The organism is Microbacterium sp. NPDC058062 (assembly GCF_042885375.1).
GTDB lineage: Bacteria > Actinomycetota > Actinomycetes > Actinomycetales > Microbacteriaceae > Microbacterium > Microbacterium trichothecenolyticum_C.
Map to the genome: position 1 here is coordinate 570,827 of NZ_JBHVSC010000003.1, position 18,505 is coordinate 589,331.

The window sequence follows — 18,505 nt, forward strand, 5'->3', positions numbered from 1 at the left end:
GCCCATTCGTAGCAGTGACATGGACCGGGGGGTCACTTGTTCTCCACAGCGCGCTCACGCATCGCGGCAGCCGTCACGATCCTGGCCGTCGCCGCCGCGACGCTGATCGCACCGGCCGCGGTGGCCGCTCCGATCCTGCCCGACCCGCAGCCGGCCGACATCACCGCGGTGGCGACGCTCGACAAGAGCGCGTCGGTCACCGAGGTCGCACCGGGAGAGACCTTCACCTACACGCTGACGGTCGGCTGTTCGGCCATCACCGACCTCGGCTGCCGCGGTGCGGTGCTCACCGATGTGGTGCCCGCGCCGTTCGTCGTCGTGGAGGCTGTCGTCGGCGGCGGAGTCAACACCGCCGCCGAGCCGGTCATCGACGGCAACACCGTCACGGTGACGTGGACGACCCCGCTGGGCGACGGCACGGTCGGCATCCTCGACAACACCACCGGCATCGTCGAGATCACGGCGCAGCTGCCCGCGGACGCCTCGTACGACGTCAGTGGAACGCCGGTGATCAACGAAGCGACGATCGAGGGCGTGAACTTCGCCGATCAGGACGCCGTCGCACCGGTGACGCCGATCGTGCCGCTGGAGCTCGCGACCACCGCGACCAAGACCTTCACCCCGACCGAGGCCATCGCCACGCCCGGAGCCGTGGTGTCGGCCGCCCTCGGCGGCACGAACACCTCGAACGCGACCGTCGAGTCGCTGTCGATCCAGGACCCCGTCGACCCCGAGGCCTCGCCGAACCCCTTCGACTCGCTCGCCTTCGCCTCGTTCGGCACGGTGACGCCTCCGGCGGGAGCCGACCCCGCCCTCACCACCTACGAGGTGTATGTGGACGGCGCATGGGTATCGGCGCCCGGCGGAACGCTCCCCGCCGGTGTCACGCCAGACGAGGTCAAGGGCACGCGCGTGACGTTCCACGGGGCGATCCCCGCGGGCGCCACGGGCTCCGTCGCACTGGATCTGACGGTGACGGATGCTGCGGCCAACGAGCCTGACGGATCCACGGTGGCCAACGACGTGCTGTCGACCGTCGCGATCGGCGACGCGACCGCCACCGGCGAGGCCGACGCCCAGTTCACCCTGCGGCAGAACACCGTGACGGTGGCTGCGAGCAAGTCCTTCGACCCCGACCTCGTGATCGCGGGCGAGTCGACCACGGTCACCATCGGCGGGCGCAACGCCTCGACGATCCCGATCGACACGCTGACGATCCGCGAGCCCGCGACCGGGACCTTCCCCGCGGCGTACACGTTCGGAGGCTTCACGGGTCCGGTGGACTGGCCGGCCGGCGCGACGTCGGGTGAGGTCGTCTACACGCTCGCCGGCGGGGGAACCGTCACGGTGCCGTTCGCGGACAACACCGTTCCGGCCCTTCCCGACGGTGTCGACCCGGCCGACATCGTCGCGTTCGAGGTCACCTTCAGCGGCGACATCGTCCCCGGCGGCGAGACCGAGATCCCGTTCTCGGTCGACACCGACCCCGATCTGACCGGGCTGCCGCTCACCGTGCCCAACCTCATCGCCGTCGAGGGCGAGAACGCGGGCACGACCGACTCCGCGGAGGCGTCCGACGACCTCTACATCTACGACGAGGTGATCGAGCCGTACATCTCGAAGCAGATCCGGCCCACGCCGATCCTCGCGGTGCCCGGCGAGGTCGTCACGGTCACGCTGAACGGCGGTCTCACCGAACGTCCCTCGCCGCCGGACAACCCCACCGGCACCACGGGTCGTGCGCAGCAGGTCGTGATCCAGGATCCCGAGGACCCCGTGGAGGGCGACCCGTGGTGGAACGCGTTCGACCTGACCGCGATCACGCAGACGCCGGTGCCCGCCGATTCGACGCTGACGATCGAGTACTACGACACGACGACCGGCACGTGGGAGACCCTCGCCGGACCGATCGCCGGACCGACGATCTACTCGCAGCAGGTGCCGTCCGACATCAGTGACGTCGCGGGCGGCGTGCGGTTCGTCTACGACTACACGGGTGACGCGGGCGGTTTCGCGCCCGGCACCGACTTCTCGCCGAACTTCACTTCGTCGCTCCGTGCTGACGGCCGCTATACGGAGGTGCCGCCGTTCAGCGATGACGAGAGCACCTTCGTGCCCAACTGTGCGCAGACGGATGCCTCGAGCGCGAACCCGAGTGTGCCCGACGGGCAGGCCGTGCTCCCGCCCGACGACTGCCCCGTCCTCGAGCTCATTCCGCCGGACCCCGGCAACGCCGATCTGATCGACAAGTCCTTCGGGACCTCGAGCTCGGGCGGCATCAAGTCGGTCATCGCGCGCTCGGGAGACACGATCCCCTCGACGCTGCGCTGGTCGACCGGCGGGTACTCCAACCTCGAGCGCGTCGAGATCACCGACATCGCCGCTCCCGAGACCACGGCGATCACGGCGTCGCTGTTCAACGCCTTCGACCTGACGCGCGTCAACTCGATCACGACCGCGACAGACCCCCTCATCAAGTACGACGCCGTGCAGGCCGTGCAGCTCTACAACGGCACCGCGTGGGTGACGGCGACGAACAACCCGTGCAACCCGCTCTGCGTCGGGCAGTTCCCGGGCATGAACCTCACGACGGCCGAGCGCGCCTCGACCGTGGGCGTGAAGCTGACCTTCGTCGAGAGCCCTGACCGCGCGGCCGCGTCAGCCGGTGACCCGACGGCGCCGCCCGTCGGGTCGGGCGTCGCCCGCTCGTTCGCGAACGACCGGCCCGTGACGCTCGTGTGGCAGGTGCGCGACGAGCGCCGCAGCGACGGCACCGCGGTGCTCGGCGACGAGCTCTACAACCTCCCGACGGACGGAGTCGTGCGCAACACCGCCAACGCGACCGGGTTCCCGGCCGACGGCCGCGACCCGCTCTCGGCGAACGACCAGGACGACGTCATCATCGTCGACGTGCCGCTGACGACGACGACCGACAAGAACTGGCAGGGCGGCCCGCTCGCGGTGCCGAACGACCCCAACATCCTCCCGAGCCAGTACCCGCTCAGCCGCGTCACCGTGACCACGCGCAACACGACGCCGGCCAAGGTCGACATGCTGCAGATCACCGACACGGCCCCGGGCTCGGTGACCGACCGCCGACAGGACCCGTTCCAGGCATTCACGTTCAACAACTTCGTCCGCATCGATGTGCCTGCGGGGGCGACGGACACGGTGGTCACGCTGTCCTGCTTCGGCGGCGACCCGATCGAGCTGACGCGGGCCGACGCGCTCGCCCTGGGGCCCAACACGATGCCGTGCGACGTCTCGGGCGTGCAGGTGACCTACACGGGCCGCATCGCCTCCAACGCCGCGGGAGTGGTCGAGTTCGACCTGCGGCTGCGTCCGTTCTGGCAGGGCACGACCGAACGCGTGTCGGTCGGCGATTCGCCGATCGCCAACACCGCCGAGGGAGTCATCGCCGACGTCGATCCGTTCTTCGAGTGCCCCCCGCATGAGGGCGACCGGTTCGCCTGTGACGACGCGGGTGCATCCATCGCTCTCGAGGAGCCGAGCTTCTCGGTGAGCGCGGGCAAGACGATCTCGCCGAGCGCGCAGAAGGAGAACGACTTCTCGCCCGTCACGGTGACCCTGACCGGTCAGCCCGGCGGGTCCGCCCGCGCCTACACGATGACGATGACCGACGACGACCCCACGTTCTGGAACGCGATGGACTTCGTCGGCCCCGACCCGCTGTGGCAGCTGCCCCCGCCCGTGGCGAAGGTGCAGGTCTGCTACCTCGACGGCGGCGACTTCACCGACGCGAATGTGGTCGCCGACGACGTCGGCGGTGACTGGACCTGCATGCCGCGAAACGGCGACCTTTCCGTCGCGGCCGCGATCGCGTTCCTCGACGGCGCCCCGAGCACGCTGCACGGCCTCAGCTTCCAGTTCTGGTCGTCCGCCGAGCTCGGCTGGCTGAACCCGGTCAACCCGATCATCAACGTGCCGTTCCTCGTGGAGCGGCGCACCGACCTTCGCACCGGAGAGCCGACGCCGACCACGCGGAGCGACCAGGTTCCCGCCCCCGGCGAGCAGGATGCCGGCGTCTTCTTCGACACGGTGACGGTCGACGGCGTCTCCGCCGAGATCGGGATCGGGCAGCGCCTCACCGATGACGACACGGCCGAGGCGGAGTACCGCAACCTCCACCTCGAGGCATCCGTCAATGTCGTGAAATCGCCCACGGGCGACGTGCGTCCGGGCGTCGAGATCCCGTTCACCCTCGCGTACACGAACACCGGCGAGCGGGCGCTGACGGACGTCGTCTTCACCGACGAACTGCCGCTGACCGCGACCGGCGAACCCCAGCTGATCTTCAACCCCGATCGCGATCCCAGCGTGCCGCCGTGGTCCTTCGCGCTCACGGGTGCCGCGCCGACGCCACCGGGCGGAGACCCGCTGCCCACGGACCCCGACGACGTCGACGTCCAGGACCTCGGCACCAGCATCGTCTTCACGATGCCCGAGGGGTCGGTCCTCGAGCCCGGCCAGACCTACACGATCACGCTGCGCATGATGCTGCGACCCGGCCTCACGCCGAACGACTCCGTGACCAACACGGCGACGATCGACGTGGCCGAACCGCTCGACGAGTGCGTGCCGAGCTACGACGAGGCCACGGGCCTGTGCGCCGACACGGCCACGGTGAGGCCGCTCGCGGTTCCCGCCTTGAGCACGGTCAAGTTCGTGCGCGCCGACAACCCGCCGAACCTGCCGGACGTGCCGAACGTCCGCAGCGACGACGCGAACTTCGCATGCGAGGGCAGCGCGGACGCCGACGGCTTCTACCGCTACCCGTGTGTGCCGCTGACGCTGCCCGGCGACACCGAGACGTGGCGCCTGCACGTCACGAACGCGGGCACGGTGCCCATCTCGAAGCTCGTCTCGATCGACAACCTGCCGACGCCGGGCGATCAGGGTCTGATCGTGGTGATCCCGCGCGGGAGCGAGTGGCAGCCGACGTACGCGGGTGAGGTGGCGCTGATCGTCGACCCGACGACGCCGACCAACGCGCAGATCTCGCTGTTCTACTCGACGGCGGCGGTGCCCTGCACCGCCGACCTCAACCCGGTGGGCACCCCGTGCATCCCCGGTGCGTGGCTGCCGCTCGACGACACCGTCGACCCGGCCGTCGTGCGGAGCATCAAGGTGGCGGTCGACTTCCCCGGCGAGGAGAAGTTCGAGCCGGGCGACTCGCTCACCCTCCAGTTCAAGACGCGCACCACCCCGAACCGACAGGTCGTGAAGGACCAGCCGACCGCGTACAACACGATCTCGACGGGCGGGGCCGCTCTGAGCGGCGACGCGACGGTGCTCGTGCCGGCCACCGAGGGTCGCCGGGTCGGCGTCGCGTATCCGACAGGCTCGATCGCTCTCGAGAAGATCGTCTCGGGTCCGGCCTCGGAGTTCGCGCCCGACTCGTTCCCGGTGCAGCTGGTGTGCACGATCGACGGCGAGCCGATCGAGGGCCTGCCCGAGGTCGACCTCGTGCCCGGCGCGGATCCGACCGTCATCGACGGGCTGCCGCTGGGCGCTGAGTGCACTGCGACCGAGGATCAGTGGGGTCAGACCCAGACCGACATCGGCACCGCCACGGTCACCCTCGACACCGAGGACATCGGCCTCGTCACGGTCGAGAACATCTACGACGTCGCCTCGCTGCGCATCAGCAAGGCGGTGGACACGGATGCTGTGGACAGCGGCGGGGATCCGATCGCGTACGGTCCGTTCACCTTCGAGGTCACGTGCGAGCTCAACGGCCAGCCGGCGTATGCCGACGGCTACGGACCGGACGTTCCGATGATCGAGGAGATCACCCCCGAGCAGACGTGGGCGCTCGACGGGTTGCCCGTCAACGCGACGTGCACGGTCGAGGAGACCGACGACCTCGGCGCCGAGAGCACCACGATGCAGGTCACGGTGGACGGGGCGACCGGGGAGCCCGTCGAGGGCACCTCGGTCGACGTCACCATCCAGGAGGACACCGAAGTGCAGGTCCTGGCGACGAACTCGTTCGGCGCGGGGTCGTTCCGCATCGAGAAGGAGCGCACCGGCGATGCCGCCGAGGACTTCGGCGCCGGTCCGTTCGAGTTCGCGGTGGTCTGCACGCTCGACACCGGCGGCGGCATCCCGCGCATCGTGTGGGCGGGCTTCCTGACCCTCGACGCGGGCAACGGCTACGAGGTGCAGGTCGACGACGTCGCCGAGGGCGCGAGCTGCACCGTGCGCGAGACGGAGAACGGCGGCGCGACATCCGTGTCCATCGATCGTCCGCGGTTCGAGATCGGGTCGGGCGACCCGGTGGTGGTCACCGCGGTCAACACGTTCGACGCCGGGTCGCTCACGGTCACCAAGGTGATCGACGGCGAGGGCGCCGAGCTGTGGGGCGCCGGGCCGTTCACCGTCGTGCTCGCGTGCGTCGACGAGGACGGCGAGCCGGTGGAGGTCCCGGACGCCGAGCAGGTGCTGAGCGCGGACAACGACTACACCCACACCTACGAGCCGCTGCTCATCGGCCTGGAGTGCACGATCACCGAGACCGACACCGGCGGCGCGCACGCGACGACGATCACCGATGCCGAGGGCGAGCCCGTCGAGACCATCGAGATCGTCGAGGGTGAGACGGACGTCACGGTGACCAACACGTTCGACGTCGGGCAGATCGAGGTCGTGAAGACGGTGTCGGGCGGCGACGCGTCGCTGCACCGGAACAGCACGTTCGAAGTGACCGCATCGTGCACGTGGAACGGCTCCGCGATCGACGTGCCCGGCGGCGCCGTGCGCGCACTCACGATGGCCGCGCCGGTGGTCTACGAGGACCTCCCCGTCGGCGCCGAGTGCGCAGTGAGCGAGACCTCGAACGGCGGAGCCGATGCCGTCACGTACACGCCGGCGGATCCCGATGGTGCGAACCGCGCCGTCGTGACGGTCGGCGGCGAGGGCGCAGCATCCATCACCATCGACAACCGGTTCCACAGCCCGCTGCCGGCGACGGGTGCGGACGGCGCGCGACTCGCGGGGCTCGGGGCGATCGGTGCACTGGCGATCCTCGCGGGCGTGTTCGCGATGGTGGTCGTGCGTCGCCGGAGCCGGAGCGTCTGACGACGATGGGCGGGTGCTTCATCGCACCCGCCCATCTCCGCCACCCCCCGGTGGCGCTGATCAGATCAGCAGCGTGTGGCGCGCGGCCGGTGCGCCGTGGCGTGTGGACCGCTTCTGGCGGTACCGGCCGATCAGGATGATGATCGAGCCGATCGCCAGGAAGCCGACCAGGATCACGCCGATGTAGGTGAACGCCGACGAGTAGCCGCCTGCGCCGTGCGGGTCCAGGAACGGGTACGGGTACCACCACGGTGTGGTGCCGTCGGGGTTCGCGACGCGCTCGCCGCGGACCATCGTGTACGTCGTCCATGCCAGCGGGTAGCCGACGAGCACCGCGAGCGACCACCAGGGCAGCGCCCGCCGGCGCGGGGCCAGCAGCAGGTCCAGCACGAAGTAGATCGGCAGGACCACGTGCAGCACCTCGGCCGCGTACTTGTCGAGCATCGCGATCCCGGCGGAGTCGCCGAGCGCGATGGCCGACGGCAGTCCGCGCAGCAGCGCGTTGTAGACCAGCCCGAGCAGCAGCACGGGTCCCGTGACCGCCGCGAGGGCGAGCGCGATGCCGAACGGCTCGCGCTCGGAGCCCGGGTGCCGCATCGCCCATGATGCGGCCACGAACAGCGTGACGATGCTGAGCAGCGTCGACACGATCGTGAACAGGCTGAAGTAGTTCGCCAGCACGTCGCCGAGGCCCTGCCCCTGGCGCGCTGCGCGGTCTACGTTGACGATGAATCCAGCGATCACCCCGGAGATCCCGGTGAGTGCCGCGGCGATTCGAAACCATGCCCAGTGCATGTCCCACCCCTTTCGACATCACGCGTAGTGCGTGTCGCTTCCTGCCCCGAGCACAGATGTACTCCTGTCGATACGGGGGTGTATCAAACCTTTGTGTCGGCAACGTGTGGAAAACGCGCGCCCGATCCCCGGCGTTGTCAGGAACCTACAACGTGTCCACCGTTTGGTGGACAACCTCGACAAAAGCCCCGGAAATCCGGGCGTGTCCGCCGTTCGGGGGACACGATTCAGCCCCTGTAGACGGCTGCTCGGGCGTCAGTCCGACGCGACGGAGGAGGGGACGGATGCCGCCGCCCCGGCGTCATCCGATGCACCGACGACTGCGCCCCGGCGTCGTCCCCACCACACGACGAAGGCTCCGACGGCGACGATCGCGGCCGCGATCCCGATGACGTAGAAGACCACCGAGAGCCATCCGCCGGGGTTGTTCGGGTTGAGGAAGGGGTACGGGTACCAGAACGGATCGCCGCTCACCGGGTTGGTGACGAGGGGTCCGCGGATCATCGTGTAGATCACCCAGACGATCGGGAACGCCACCACCGCCCACAGGCTGCGCCAGGGGAGGGCTCGGCGGAGCGGTCCGAGGAAGACGTCGAGCAGCAGGAAGATCGGGCCGATCAGGTGCAGCACCTCGTTCGACCACGGGATCGGCGCACTGCCCTGGGGCAGCTCGATGTTGCGCAGCAGGGTGTTGTAGACGATGCCGGTGATGATCATGTATGTGCTGACGCACGCCAGCGCCACCGCAAGGCCGTGGGGCTCGGCATCCGTGTCGCGTCGGCGTCCCTTGAAGAGGTACCAGAGCGCGATCCAGGCCAGCACGACCGCGGCGGCGGCGTTCGAGAGGATCGTGAAGAAGCTGAAGAAGTTCGCGATCGTCGTCGTGACGTCGCGGCCGAGCTCGATCGCCGTGCCGATGGACTTCGTCAGCTGCGCCACGATCGCCGCGATCGTCACCCCCGCCATCGCGAGTCGCAGCAGCGTCCAGGTTGTCGCCCATCCCCGCGTGCGCGTCATGGGCTCACCATATCGAGTGAGGTGTGTCGCGGTGCGTCAGGGTGTGACTCCGCGTGGCGCGGGTCGGCGCGCCGCGGGGACGAGTCGGGCTAACCTCGGCCGCGGCGGGTCGTCCGCCCTGCCCTATCCGAGGAGGATGCCCGTGCCGACGCTGCTGGAGGACGAGGCGCTGCAGTTCGTGCGCGACCTGATCCGCATCGAGACCGTGAACACCGGTGTCGCCGCTACCATCGGCGACGGCGAGACCCGGGCGGCGCGATGGGTGCAGGGGCGTCTGGCCGACGTCGGCATCGCCTCGGAGCTCGTCGAGTCGCGCCCGGGTCGCGGGTCCCTCGTCGCGCGCCTCGCCGGGAGCGATCCGGATGCCGGTGCCCTGCTCGTGCACGCGCATCTCGACGTCGTGCCGGTCGAGGAGAAGGACTGGACCCACCCGCCGTTCGGCGCCGACATCGAGGACGGCTACCTCTATGGCCGCGGCGCCGTGGACATGAAGAACTACGCGGGCACGATCCTCGCGGTGGCGCGGCACTTCGCCCGCGAGGGGATCGTGCCGCGGCGCGACCTGGTGTTCGCGTTCCTTGCCGACGAGGAGAGCGGCGGTGTGTGGGGTGCCGGCTGGCTCGTCGAGAACCGGCCCGACCTGTTCGCGGGCGTCACGGAGGCGCTGAGCGAGGTCGGCGGCTTCTCGGTGCCGCTGACCGACGAGCCGGGAGACGATCGTCGTGCGTACCTCGTGGCGACGAGCGAGAAGGGCGTCGCGTGGTCGACGCTGCGCGCTCGTGGGCGCGCAGCGCACGGTTCGCGGCCCACCGCCGACAACAGCGTGGTGCGTCTCGCTCGGGCCGTGGCCGCCGTCGGCGAGCACCGCTTCCCCGTGGTGCGCACGCCCGCGCTGCAGCGCTTGCTCGACGTGTTCGGGGAGGCGCGCGGTCTCGCGTTCACCGACGAGTCGCTCGCCGACGACCTCGAGAGCCTCGGATTCGTCTCGTCGCTCGTCGGCGCGACGACGCGCAACACCGCCACCCCGACCGTGCTCGACGCCGGTGACAAGACGAACATCATCCCGGCTGAGGCCGCGGCGCGGCTCGACATCCGCATCCTCCCCGGCCAGGACGATGCGCTGCGCGAGGGTCTGCGCGAGCTCGTGGGCGACGACATCGACATCCGCGAGGGCCGCTGGTGGTCGGCGACCGAGGCGCCGGTCGACGCTCCGATCATCGGCGTCCTCCAGGACGCGATCTCGGTCGACGACCCCGACGGTGTCGTCGTGCCGTACCTGCTGCCGGCCAGCACCGACAACAAGCACTTCGCGAAGCTCGGCATCCACGGCTACGGGTTCGTCCCGCTGCGCGTGCCCCGCGACTTCGATGTCTTCGCGCAGTTCCACGCCGCCGACGAGCGCGTGCCCGTCGATGCGCTGTACTTCTCGGCGCGGGTCACAGAGCGGATCCTGCGCACGGCGTGATCGACCGAGCCGACGCGGGCTGAGGCCCGTCAGCCGCCGAAGCGCTCGGCCTGCATCCTCGCGGCGGCCGCAGCGGGATCCTCGTCCCACGTCCGCGGGCGGGCGCCCTCGAGCGCGCGGCTGAGCGGCACCCAGCCGACCCAGCGCAGCGGCTCCCAGCCGGGCGCCGGTGTCTGGGCCTCGAGGGCGCGGTACTCGTCGACGCGCACACGATCCCACGCGTGCACGACGCGGCCGTCACCGAGGCTCAGGCCGACGTGGCCCCAATCCCGCCGTTCGCCGAAGAGCTCGCCCACGCTCTCGTAGAACACCAACGCGTCGGCGGGCGGCGCCCCCGTGTTCGCCGACGCACCGTACAGACGGGCGGACTCCGCCGCGTCGTCGCCGCCGAACATCTCGAGGTCGTTCGAGCGTTCGATCGCGTCCTCGACGAACGCCAGGCAGCGCGTCGCGTACTCGTTCGAACCCTCGTGCCCGAGCGCCCAGGCCACCGCGTTCGCGCTGCAGGTCTCCACATCGAAACTCATCGACAGCAGGCTAACGGTCAGAACGGAGCGTCGCCGCAGTCCACGGCCCGGAACACGGGCACGGTGCGCTCCGGCTCGACCAGGTACCGGCGGCCCGAGGGCGACGTCCACCGGATCGCACCGCCCGAACCGGCGACCTGCTCGATCGTCCAGTCGGTGTGATGCCGGACGGTGTGGTGACCTTCGCACAGCGGCCCCAGATTCGTCAGTTCTGTCGTTCCGCCGAGCGCCCAGTCGACGTTGTGATCGATGTCGCACCGGGAGGCCGGCATCCCGCACCCCGGTCCCATGCACCGATCCGCCCGCCACTTCACGAGCTTCGCCAGCGCCGGCGGTGGTCGGTACTGATCGCGGCCGACCGAGAGAACCATTCCGGTCTCGGGGTGGGTGAGCACCCGCGTCCACCCGGGTGCGCCGCCAGCGAGTTCGCGCGCCACGGGGAGCGGGATCGGCCCGATCCCTTCGACCACCGGCGGGTCGATGCCGGCGGCCGCTCGGGAGGCGTCGGACTCGTGGAGGAGAGCGAGCACCGGGACGGTGACGAACACCGTCGCCTGCACACCGCGGGCCTGCTCGGGATGAGCTTGGACAGCGCCGTCGATGAGGAGGTCGAGCACGACATCTGCGCGAGCCTGGTCGAGGGTGCGGGTGTCGCCGTCGCCCACCTTGATCGCCTTGGCCATCGCGGTCGCCCGTGACTGCGCTGCGGTGATCGCGACCATGGGCGCGTAGAGGTGCAGCCACCCCATCCCGTCGTCGTCGGGCTCGACCGCGATCCGCCGCTTCGTCACGGCCCGCTCGTATCGTTCGGTCTGCGTCGCCGACCGCACGGTGTCGATGAGAGCGCGCAGCTTGCGGCGGAACGTGCCGACCGGCTCCGCCTCGGCCAGCGCGAGGCCCGGCTCGAGCACCCGCGTGCGGAACTCCGGTTCGAGCTCGTTCACCGCGCCGACCAGGATCTCGGCGTGCCGCTCCGTGATGCGAGCCCGCTCCATCGACGCCAGCACCACCGGGTAGGAATGCACCAGCGCTTCCGCGAAGCCCAGCAGGTCACCGGCCGCGTGTTCGGTGATCCGCAGCGCCGCCGCGAGCTCCAGCCGCACGCTGCGCTCGACGACCTCGGTGAGAACCCGGCCGTTGCGGGTCGCATCGCGCAGCGCATCGCGCCGCATCACGTCGATGCGCACCAGCCGGTGCGCGGCGAAAACGGTCATCATGTCGGCCGCTTCGACCACGAGATCGAGCTCATCGGGAAGCACCTGGTCAGGCAGGGCCGGGTCGATGAACATGCTTCGACTTTAGAACATACCTACGACATCGCCGAAGGTGCGAGCGACTCCTGAAGCCGACGTCAGGCAACCGACCCGGGCGAACGCCGGAGCACGATCGCCGCCGGCATCCGCTTCACGATGGAGCGGAACAGCGGCTTCGCGAGATCCGCCGCCTCCGCCGGGTCGACGATGTGCGGCGACGACACGGAGTGGGTCGCGCCCGACCACGTGAGCTCAGCGGATCCCGCCGCCACGACGTTGCGCGCCCAGTTCGTGTTCCGGCCCCACGGCAGGCCGATCATCACGAGCGCCGGATCCACCGTCGGCACCATCGCGACGGGCGTCGCGTACGCCGTGCCGCTCTTGCGCCCACGATGGTGCAGCACCGCCCACAGCGGGAACCAGCGGCGACCGGCGAGGGCGTTCGCGAGGGGTTCCGTGGCCTTCACGAGCGCGCGCGGTGGTCCGGAGCCTCCTGCTGACCGCCGCATCGAGAAGCCGCGAAGGCCGCGGCCTCCGGCGAGCACGTCGCCGAAGTGGTGCGAGATCGTGAGAGCCATCGCAACCCCGCCGATAGCCGCGCCGACGGCCTCGCCGCGCGATCGGATGCCCCGTCGCAACAGCAGCAGCCCCGCGAGCGCGTTGCCCGCACTCCATGCCACGTTCACCCGCGGCGACGACAGACCGACACCCGGAGGATCGGCGAACGGGCTGGGAAACGGCCGTCCCTGCACACCGCTCACCCCGTGGGGCACAGCGTTGACGAGCAACGCGGCGCCGACGGCGCTTCTGACGACCGACCTGACCGGCACACGCCCACCCTACGGCGATCGGCCTGCCGCAACACGGTCTAAGCCGCGAGCTCCGCCCGCTCGCCGGCCTCCGGCAGCCCGAGGTTCTCCCGCAGCGTCGTGCCCACGTACCCGGTCGGGTAGATCCCGCGTTCCTGCAGCTCCGGGATGAGCCCGTCGACGATGTCGTCGAGCCCTTCGGGCACGAGGTACGGCGAGACGTTGAACCCGTCGACGGCACCGGCGTCGACGTACTGCCCGATCCTGTCCGCGATCGTCGAGTATCCGCCCACGAAGGTGCGCAGCGACGACCGCTTGATGACGAACTCGCGGATCGAAAGGCCCTCGCTGGCCGCGCTCTCGCGCCACTCGCGCGCCGTCTCGACCGCGCGGCGGCCCTGGAACAGCGACCCGCGCTGCCCGTCCACCTCGTCGACGACGGGGTCGATGTCGGGCAGCGGACCGTCGGCGTCGAACTCCGAGAGGTCGCGGCCCCAGACCGGCTCGAGGAAGCGGATCGCGGTCTGCGGCGACACCTGCGCCCGCGTGACCCACTCCGCCTTCTCGCGGGCCTCGGCGTCGGTCGCGCCCAGGATGAACTGCGCACCCGGGAAGAACTTGAGGTCGTCCTCGCTCCGGCCGTGACGCGGCAGCCGGCGCCGCACGTCGGCGGCGAACGCCACGGCGTCCTCCAGACCCGGATGCCCCGAGAAGATGACGTCCGCGCTCGCCGCGGCGAACTCGCGGCCCTCGTCGGAGTCGCCCGCCTGGAAGAGCACCGGCCGGCCCTGCGCGCTCGGCGGGAGTGGCGCGGGGCCCTCGAACGACACCAGCTGATCGCCCACCTTGACGGGCGTCCCGACGCCGTCGCCCCCGGCGTCCCACAGCCGCTGCGCCGCGGCAACGAACTGCGCCGCCCGTCGGTAGCGGTCGGCGTGCTCGAGGTAGCCGCCCCGACGGAAGTTCGCGCCGGTCCAGGCGTTGTCGGTCGTGACGATGTTCCAGCCGGCGCGACCGTCGCTCAGCAGATCGAGCGAGTTCAGGCGCTTCGCGAGGTCGTAGGGGTCGTTGTACGTGGTGTTCTGCGTCGCCACGAGGCCGATGCGCTCGGTGACGGCGGCCAGCGCCGCGAGCTGCGTCTGCGCGTCCGGCCGGCCGGCGATGTCGAGGTCGTGGACACGGCCGAAGTGCTCACGAAGCCGGAGGCCCTCGCCGAGGAAGAACGCCGAGAAGAGCCCGCGTTCGGCGGTCTGCGCGATGCGGCGGAACGACTCGAAGTCGTACTGCGAGCCGCTGCGCTCGCTCGACCAGATGGTTCCGAAGTTGACCCCCTGGAAGAAGACTCCGAACTGGATGCGACGGGACGTGGTCATGCGAACTCCTTCACAGCGGCATAGCGATTGACGGGCCTGTCGAGTCCGAGCGCGTCGCGCAAGGTCTCCCCGGCGCGCGGCGAGCGGAACCCGATCCGCTCCCGCAGCGCCGGAAGCACCGCGCGACCCACCTCCTCGAGGTCGACATCGAGTTCCGCGACCCGCAGGCGGACGCCGTCGATGGATGCTGCGAGCTCCGCGACCAGCGCGACCAGACCGTCCGCTCCACCCGCGTAGCGCAGCAGCCCGGAAGCCGGCCACGGCCCCAGCGCCGACAGCCGTCGGGCCGCGGACACGCCCCGGGCATCGAGCACCACTTCGACCTCGGCCCAGACGAGCGCCGCGCCCGCCGCACGCGCGCGGGCGGCAGCATCCGCGATCTCCGCCGGATCGGCGCCCGAGACCAGCGCGACATCCGCACCCGTCGTGCCCACCGGCGCGACCACGACCAGCTGCCCTTGCGGCGGGCGCGGCGTGATGAGCGGGCCCTTCACCGAGAAGCGCTCGCCCTCGAAGTCGACGTAGTGGAGGCGGTCGGCGTCGAGGTAGCGGCCGGTCGGGACGTCCTGGATGACGGCGTCGTCCTCCCACGAGTCCCAGAGCCGACGCGCGACCTCGATGACGTCGTCGCGCTCGCGGCGGAGTTCGTCGCCCGACAGCGCCTCGCGGCCGTACGCGGCGGCTTCGCGGGCGGTGCCGGAGGCCGCGGCGATCCAGCCCGCGCGACCGTGGGACGCCCAGTCCAGGCTCGCGAGCTGCGTCGCCACGTGGAACGGCTCGCTGTACGTCGTGTGCGCGACGGGCACGAGACCGATCGCCGACGTGAGGGGAGCGATGAACGCGGCGCGCTGCACCGCGTCGAGGCGGGCGACGTCGCCGGCCGGCAGCGGAGCGTCGTCGAAGGTCACAGCGGTGAAGCCGAGGCGCTCGGCGCTCGCGGCGCGGGAGGCCAGGCGACGCGCCGAGAGGGCGCCGGGCGGTGCGGCGCCGGCAGCGGGGTGGGCGCCGTCGGCGTCCAGCTCGAGGGCGACGGCGAACGGGGTGTCGGACATGCGAGCCACGGTAGGTCTCCGCGCCGATGCCGACCCCGCGTGCGTCGCCCGATTCCGGAGTGTGACGCCGCGTTGCACACCGTCACGATCCGTGTCGGCCGGGGGCTGCCACGGCTCGGCAGGACGGCGAGGTCCGCCCTACCTTCGGCCTACCGGCGCATCCCGCAGACCCCGCGCCGCCGACCGAGGAGCCCCTCATGACCGACACCCTCCCGCGCCAGGCAGGCGCCGCAGAAGCCGCGCCGCCGACGCCCGCGGCGTCGCGCGTCGACCTCGGCGACCTCCGCGTGGTCCACACCCGCCACTGGTTCCGCTGGTCGATCGGCATCGTCGTGCTGTTCGTCGTCGCGCAGTTCGCGTGGTCGCTCGTCACGAACGAGAACTACGAATGGGACGTCTTCGCGCACTACTTCCTGTCGGAGCCGGTGCTGCAGGGCGTGGGCCTGACGCTGCTGCTGACGGTGGTGTCGGCATCCATCGGCTTCTTCCTCGGCACGCTGCTCGCTCTCGCCCGTCTCGCGAAGTCCCCCCTCCTGAACTCGGCGGCCTGGCTGTTCATCTGGTTCTTCCGCTCGGTGCCGCTCGTGGTGCAGATCATCGTCTGGTACAACCTCGGCTACCTGTATCCGACCCTCGGCCTCGGCACCCCGTTCACGACCGACTTCTGGATCGTCGAGTTCCCCACGGTTCAACTCATCAGCGCGTTCGCGGCGGCGATCCTGGGCCTCAGCCTCAACCAGGCGGCGTACTCGGCGGAGATCATCCGCGGCGGCCTGCTGTCGGTCGACCAGGGCCAGCTCGAGGCGGCTGCGGCACTCGGCATCCCTCCCCGCCGCCGGCTGACCCGCATCATCCTTCCGCAGGCGATGCGCTCGATCGTTCCCAACGCCACCAACGAGGTCATCGGGCTCGTGAAGGGCGCGTCGGTCGTGTTCGTGATCGCGCTGCCCGAGGTGTTCTACGCCGTGCAGGTCATCTACAACCGCAACAGCCGCGTGATCCCACTGCTGCTCGTCGCGGTGGTCTGGTACACGATCATCACCACGATCCTGAGTATCGCGCAGTACTACATCGAGCGGCACTACGCCCGCGGCACCGTGCGCGTGCTGCCCCCGACGCCCGTCCAGCGGGCGCGCCACTGGATCGCCGTGCAGTGGGCACGTCTCGGCGACTCGGATTCGTCACCACCTCCTCTGGAGGGAGCGGATGCTGCGCCCCTTCCCCCTGCGGCACAGCACAGCAACGGCGACGACGCGAAGTTCGGAGGGCGCTGACATGAGCACCACGATCACCGAAACCCCGACCAAGGGCCTCGTCGAGATCCACAACGTCCACAAGAGCTACGGCGGCGTCGAGGTGCTGCGCGGCATCGACCTCACCGTCGAGCCCGGGGAGGTCGTCGCGATCCTCGGGCCGAGCGGTTCCGGCAAGTCGACGCTCCTGCGCACCATCAACCACCTCGAGAGCGTCGACCGCGGATCGGTCACGGTCGACGGTCAGCTCATCGGCTATGAGCTGCGCGGCGGCAGGCTCTACGAGCTGCGCGAGCGCGAGGTGCTCGAGCGCCGCACGCAGATCGGCATCGTCTTCCAGAACTTCAACCTCTTCCCGCACCTGACCGCGCTCGAGAACGTCACCGAGGCGCCGATCGCCCTCGGCCGGCTCTCGAAGGACGATGCCCGCGAGCTCGCGCTCGGCCTGCTCGATCGCGTCGGGCTCGCCGACAAGGCCGAGCACTACCCCCGGCAGCTGTCGGGCGGCCAGCAGCAGCGCGTCGCGATCGCCCGGGCCCTGGCTCTCAAGCCCAAGGTCATCCTGTTCGACGAACCGACCAGTGCGCTCGACCCGGAGCTCGTCGGCGAGGTGCTCGACGTCATCCGCGACCTCGCGCAGCTCGGCACGACCCTCGTCATCGTCACGCACGAGGTCGGGTTCGCCCGTGAGGTCGCGGACCGCGTCGTGTTCCTCGACGGCGGCCGTGTCATCGAGCAGGGCCCGCCCGCCGAGGTCCTCGTGCGCCCGCAGCACCCCCGCGTCCAGGACTTCCTCGCGAAGGTCCTGGCCTGACCCATCCGAGTTCTCCACAGAGTCCTCACCCGAGAAAAGGAAGCAATCACATGGCACTGAGTAAGAAGCAGGGCATCGCGATCGGCGTCGGCGTCGTCGCGGTGGCCGCGATCGTCGGCGGCGTCGTCTGGGGCGTCAACCAGAACCAGCCCGCGGAGGCGGCCGCACCCGCGGCGACCGAGGAGTCGGCGAACGTCGCGACCGACGACATCCAGTGGGTGCGTCTCGACGAGCCCGTCGCCGAGGCCGTCGAGGCGCTCGAGGCGAGCGGCTTCGAGCCGGTCGAGCCGGGCAAGCTCACCGTCGCGCACTCCGCCTACGTCCCGCCGCTCGGCTACATCCCCGAGGGCGAGACCGAGGCCGCCGGCACCGAGCCGAACATCGGCGCGCTGATCGCCGACGCGCTGGGCCTCGAGTACAACCCGGTCGTGGTCGCGTGGGCGGACTGGCCTCTCGGCATCCAGTCCGGCAAGTACGACCTCATCACCTCGAACGTCACCGTGACCGAGGAGCGCAAGGAGCTCTACGACTTCGCGAGCTACCGCGAAGACCTGCTCGGCTTCTACGTGAAGAGCGACAGCGACATCGAGAAGATCGAGGAGGCCGCCGACATCTCGGGCCTGACCATCGCGGTCGGTTCGGGCACGAACCAGGAGCAGGTGCTGCTCGCGTGGAACGAGGAGCTCGAGGCCGCGGGCGAGGAGCCGGCTGAGCTGCAGTACTTCGACGACAACGCCGCGACCGTGCTGGCGCTGCAGTCGGGCCGCATCGACGCGACGTTCGGACCGAACGCGACGTCGGCGTGGGCCGCCCGCGAGACCGGTGACACCAAGCTCGTCGGCCTCGTGCCCGGCGGCTGGCCGCTGACCGCGAACATCGCCGCCGCGACCGCCAAGGGCAACGGCCTCATCGAGCCCGTGGCCATCGCCCTCAACTACCTCATCGAGAACGGTCAGTACGACGAGGTCCTCAAGATCTGGGACCTCGAGTCCGAGCGCGTCGACGAGAGCCTCATCAACCCGCCGGGACTCCCCAAGTCCTGACCG

12 protein-coding genes are annotated in these 18,505 nt (G+C 70.5%); 5 read left to right on the forward strand and 7 right to left on the reverse strand.

The window, feature by feature from the left end:
- Nucleotides 1-36 precede the first annotated feature (36 nt).
- The gene (locus ACFVSU_RS11735) at nt 37-7,101 is read left to right on the forward strand and encodes a DUF5979 domain-containing protein (RefSeq protein ID WP_387142631.1); all 7,065 of its coding nucleotides are present in this window, start codon (nt 37-39) and stop codon (nt 7,099-7,101) included.
- Nucleotides 7,102-7,161: 60 nt separating this feature from the next.
- Here ACFVSU_RS11735 and ACFVSU_RS11740 read toward each other — a convergent pair whose 3' ends face one another.
- Complete coding sequence (locus ACFVSU_RS11740; RefSeq protein WP_387142634.1) at nt 7,162-7,896, reverse strand: Pr6Pr family membrane protein; 735 nt, start codon at nt 7,894-7,896, stop codon at nt 7,162-7,164.
- 255 nt (nt 7,897-8,151) lie between these two features.
- The gene (locus tag ACFVSU_RS11745) at nt 8,152-8,913 is read right to left on the reverse strand and encodes a Pr6Pr family membrane protein (protein ID WP_387142637.1); all 762 of its coding nucleotides are present in this window, start codon (nt 8,911-8,913) and stop codon (nt 8,152-8,154) included.
- 136 nt (nt 8,914-9,049) lie between these two features.
- On the opposite strand from ACFVSU_RS11745, the gene ACFVSU_RS11750 reads away from it, so the two are divergent.
- On the forward strand, nt 9,050-10,378 hold the full coding sequence (locus ACFVSU_RS11750; protein ID WP_387142640.1) for a M20/M25/M40 family metallo-hydrolase: 1,329 nt from the start codon (nt 9,050-9,052) through the stop codon (nt 10,376-10,378).
- Between the two features lie 29 nt (nt 10,379-10,407).
- On the opposite strand, the gene ACFVSU_RS11755 is transcribed toward ACFVSU_RS11750, so the two are convergent.
- The 5 genes from ACFVSU_RS11755 to ACFVSU_RS11775 all read right to left on the reverse strand — a co-directional run bounded on the left by ACFVSU_RS11755 (nt 10,408) and on the right by ACFVSU_RS11775 (nt 15,392).
- Nucleotides 10,408-10,905 carry a hypothetical protein gene (locus tag ACFVSU_RS11755; RefSeq protein ID WP_387142643.1) on the reverse strand — a complete coding sequence of 166 codons (498 nt, stop codon included), beginning with the start codon at nt 10,903-10,905 and terminating at the stop codon, nt 10,408-10,410.
- A gap of 17 nt (nt 10,906-10,922) precedes the next feature.
- Nucleotides 10,923-12,194 (reverse strand): DUF222 domain-containing protein, encoded by a 1,272-nt coding sequence (locus tag ACFVSU_RS11760; protein WP_387142646.1) that lies wholly within the window; start codon nt 12,192-12,194, stop codon nt 10,923-10,925.
- 62 nt (nt 12,195-12,256) lie between these two features.
- The gene (locus ACFVSU_RS11765; protein ID WP_387142649.1) at nt 12,257-12,988 is read right to left on the reverse strand and encodes a nitroreductase family deazaflavin-dependent oxidoreductase; all 732 of its coding nucleotides are present in this window, start codon (nt 12,986-12,988) and stop codon (nt 12,257-12,259) included.
- A 38-nt stretch (nt 12,989-13,026) separates the two neighbouring features.
- Nucleotides 13,027-14,340 carry an LLM class flavin-dependent oxidoreductase gene (locus ACFVSU_RS11770; protein WP_387142652.1) on the reverse strand — a complete coding sequence of 438 codons (1,314 nt, stop codon included), beginning with the start codon at nt 14,338-14,340 and terminating at the stop codon, nt 13,027-13,029.
- Nucleotides 14,337-15,392: an LLM class flavin-dependent oxidoreductase gene (locus ACFVSU_RS11775; RefSeq protein WP_387142655.1), complete on the reverse strand. Its 1,056-nt coding sequence runs from the start codon at nt 15,390-15,392 to the stop codon at nt 14,337-14,339. Before ACFVSU_RS11775 ends, ACFVSU_RS11770 begins: the two co-directional genes overlap by 4 nt.
- A 197-nt stretch (nt 15,393-15,589) precedes the next feature.
- Here ACFVSU_RS11775 and ACFVSU_RS11780 point away from each other — a divergent pair, with 197 nt between their 5' ends.
- The 3 genes from ACFVSU_RS11780 to ACFVSU_RS11790 are packed head-to-tail and all read left to right on the forward strand — an operon-like array spanning nt 15,590 to nt 18,502.
- On the forward strand, nt 15,590-16,666 hold the full coding sequence (locus ACFVSU_RS11780) for an amino acid ABC transporter permease (protein ID WP_387142658.1): 1,077 nt from the start codon (nt 15,590-15,592) through the stop codon (nt 16,664-16,666).
- Between the two features lies 1 nt (nt 16,667).
- Nucleotides 16,668-17,459 (forward strand): amino acid ABC transporter ATP-binding protein, encoded by a 792-nt coding sequence (locus ACFVSU_RS11785; protein WP_387142661.1) that lies wholly within the window; start codon nt 16,668-16,670, stop codon nt 17,457-17,459.
- A 50-nt stretch (nt 17,460-17,509) separates the two neighbouring features.
- Nucleotides 17,510-18,502, forward strand: coding sequence for an ABC transporter substrate-binding protein (locus ACFVSU_RS11790; RefSeq protein ID WP_387142664.1), 993 nt, complete (start codon nt 17,510-17,512; stop codon nt 18,500-18,502).
- Nucleotides 18,503-18,505: the final 3 nt, after the last annotated feature.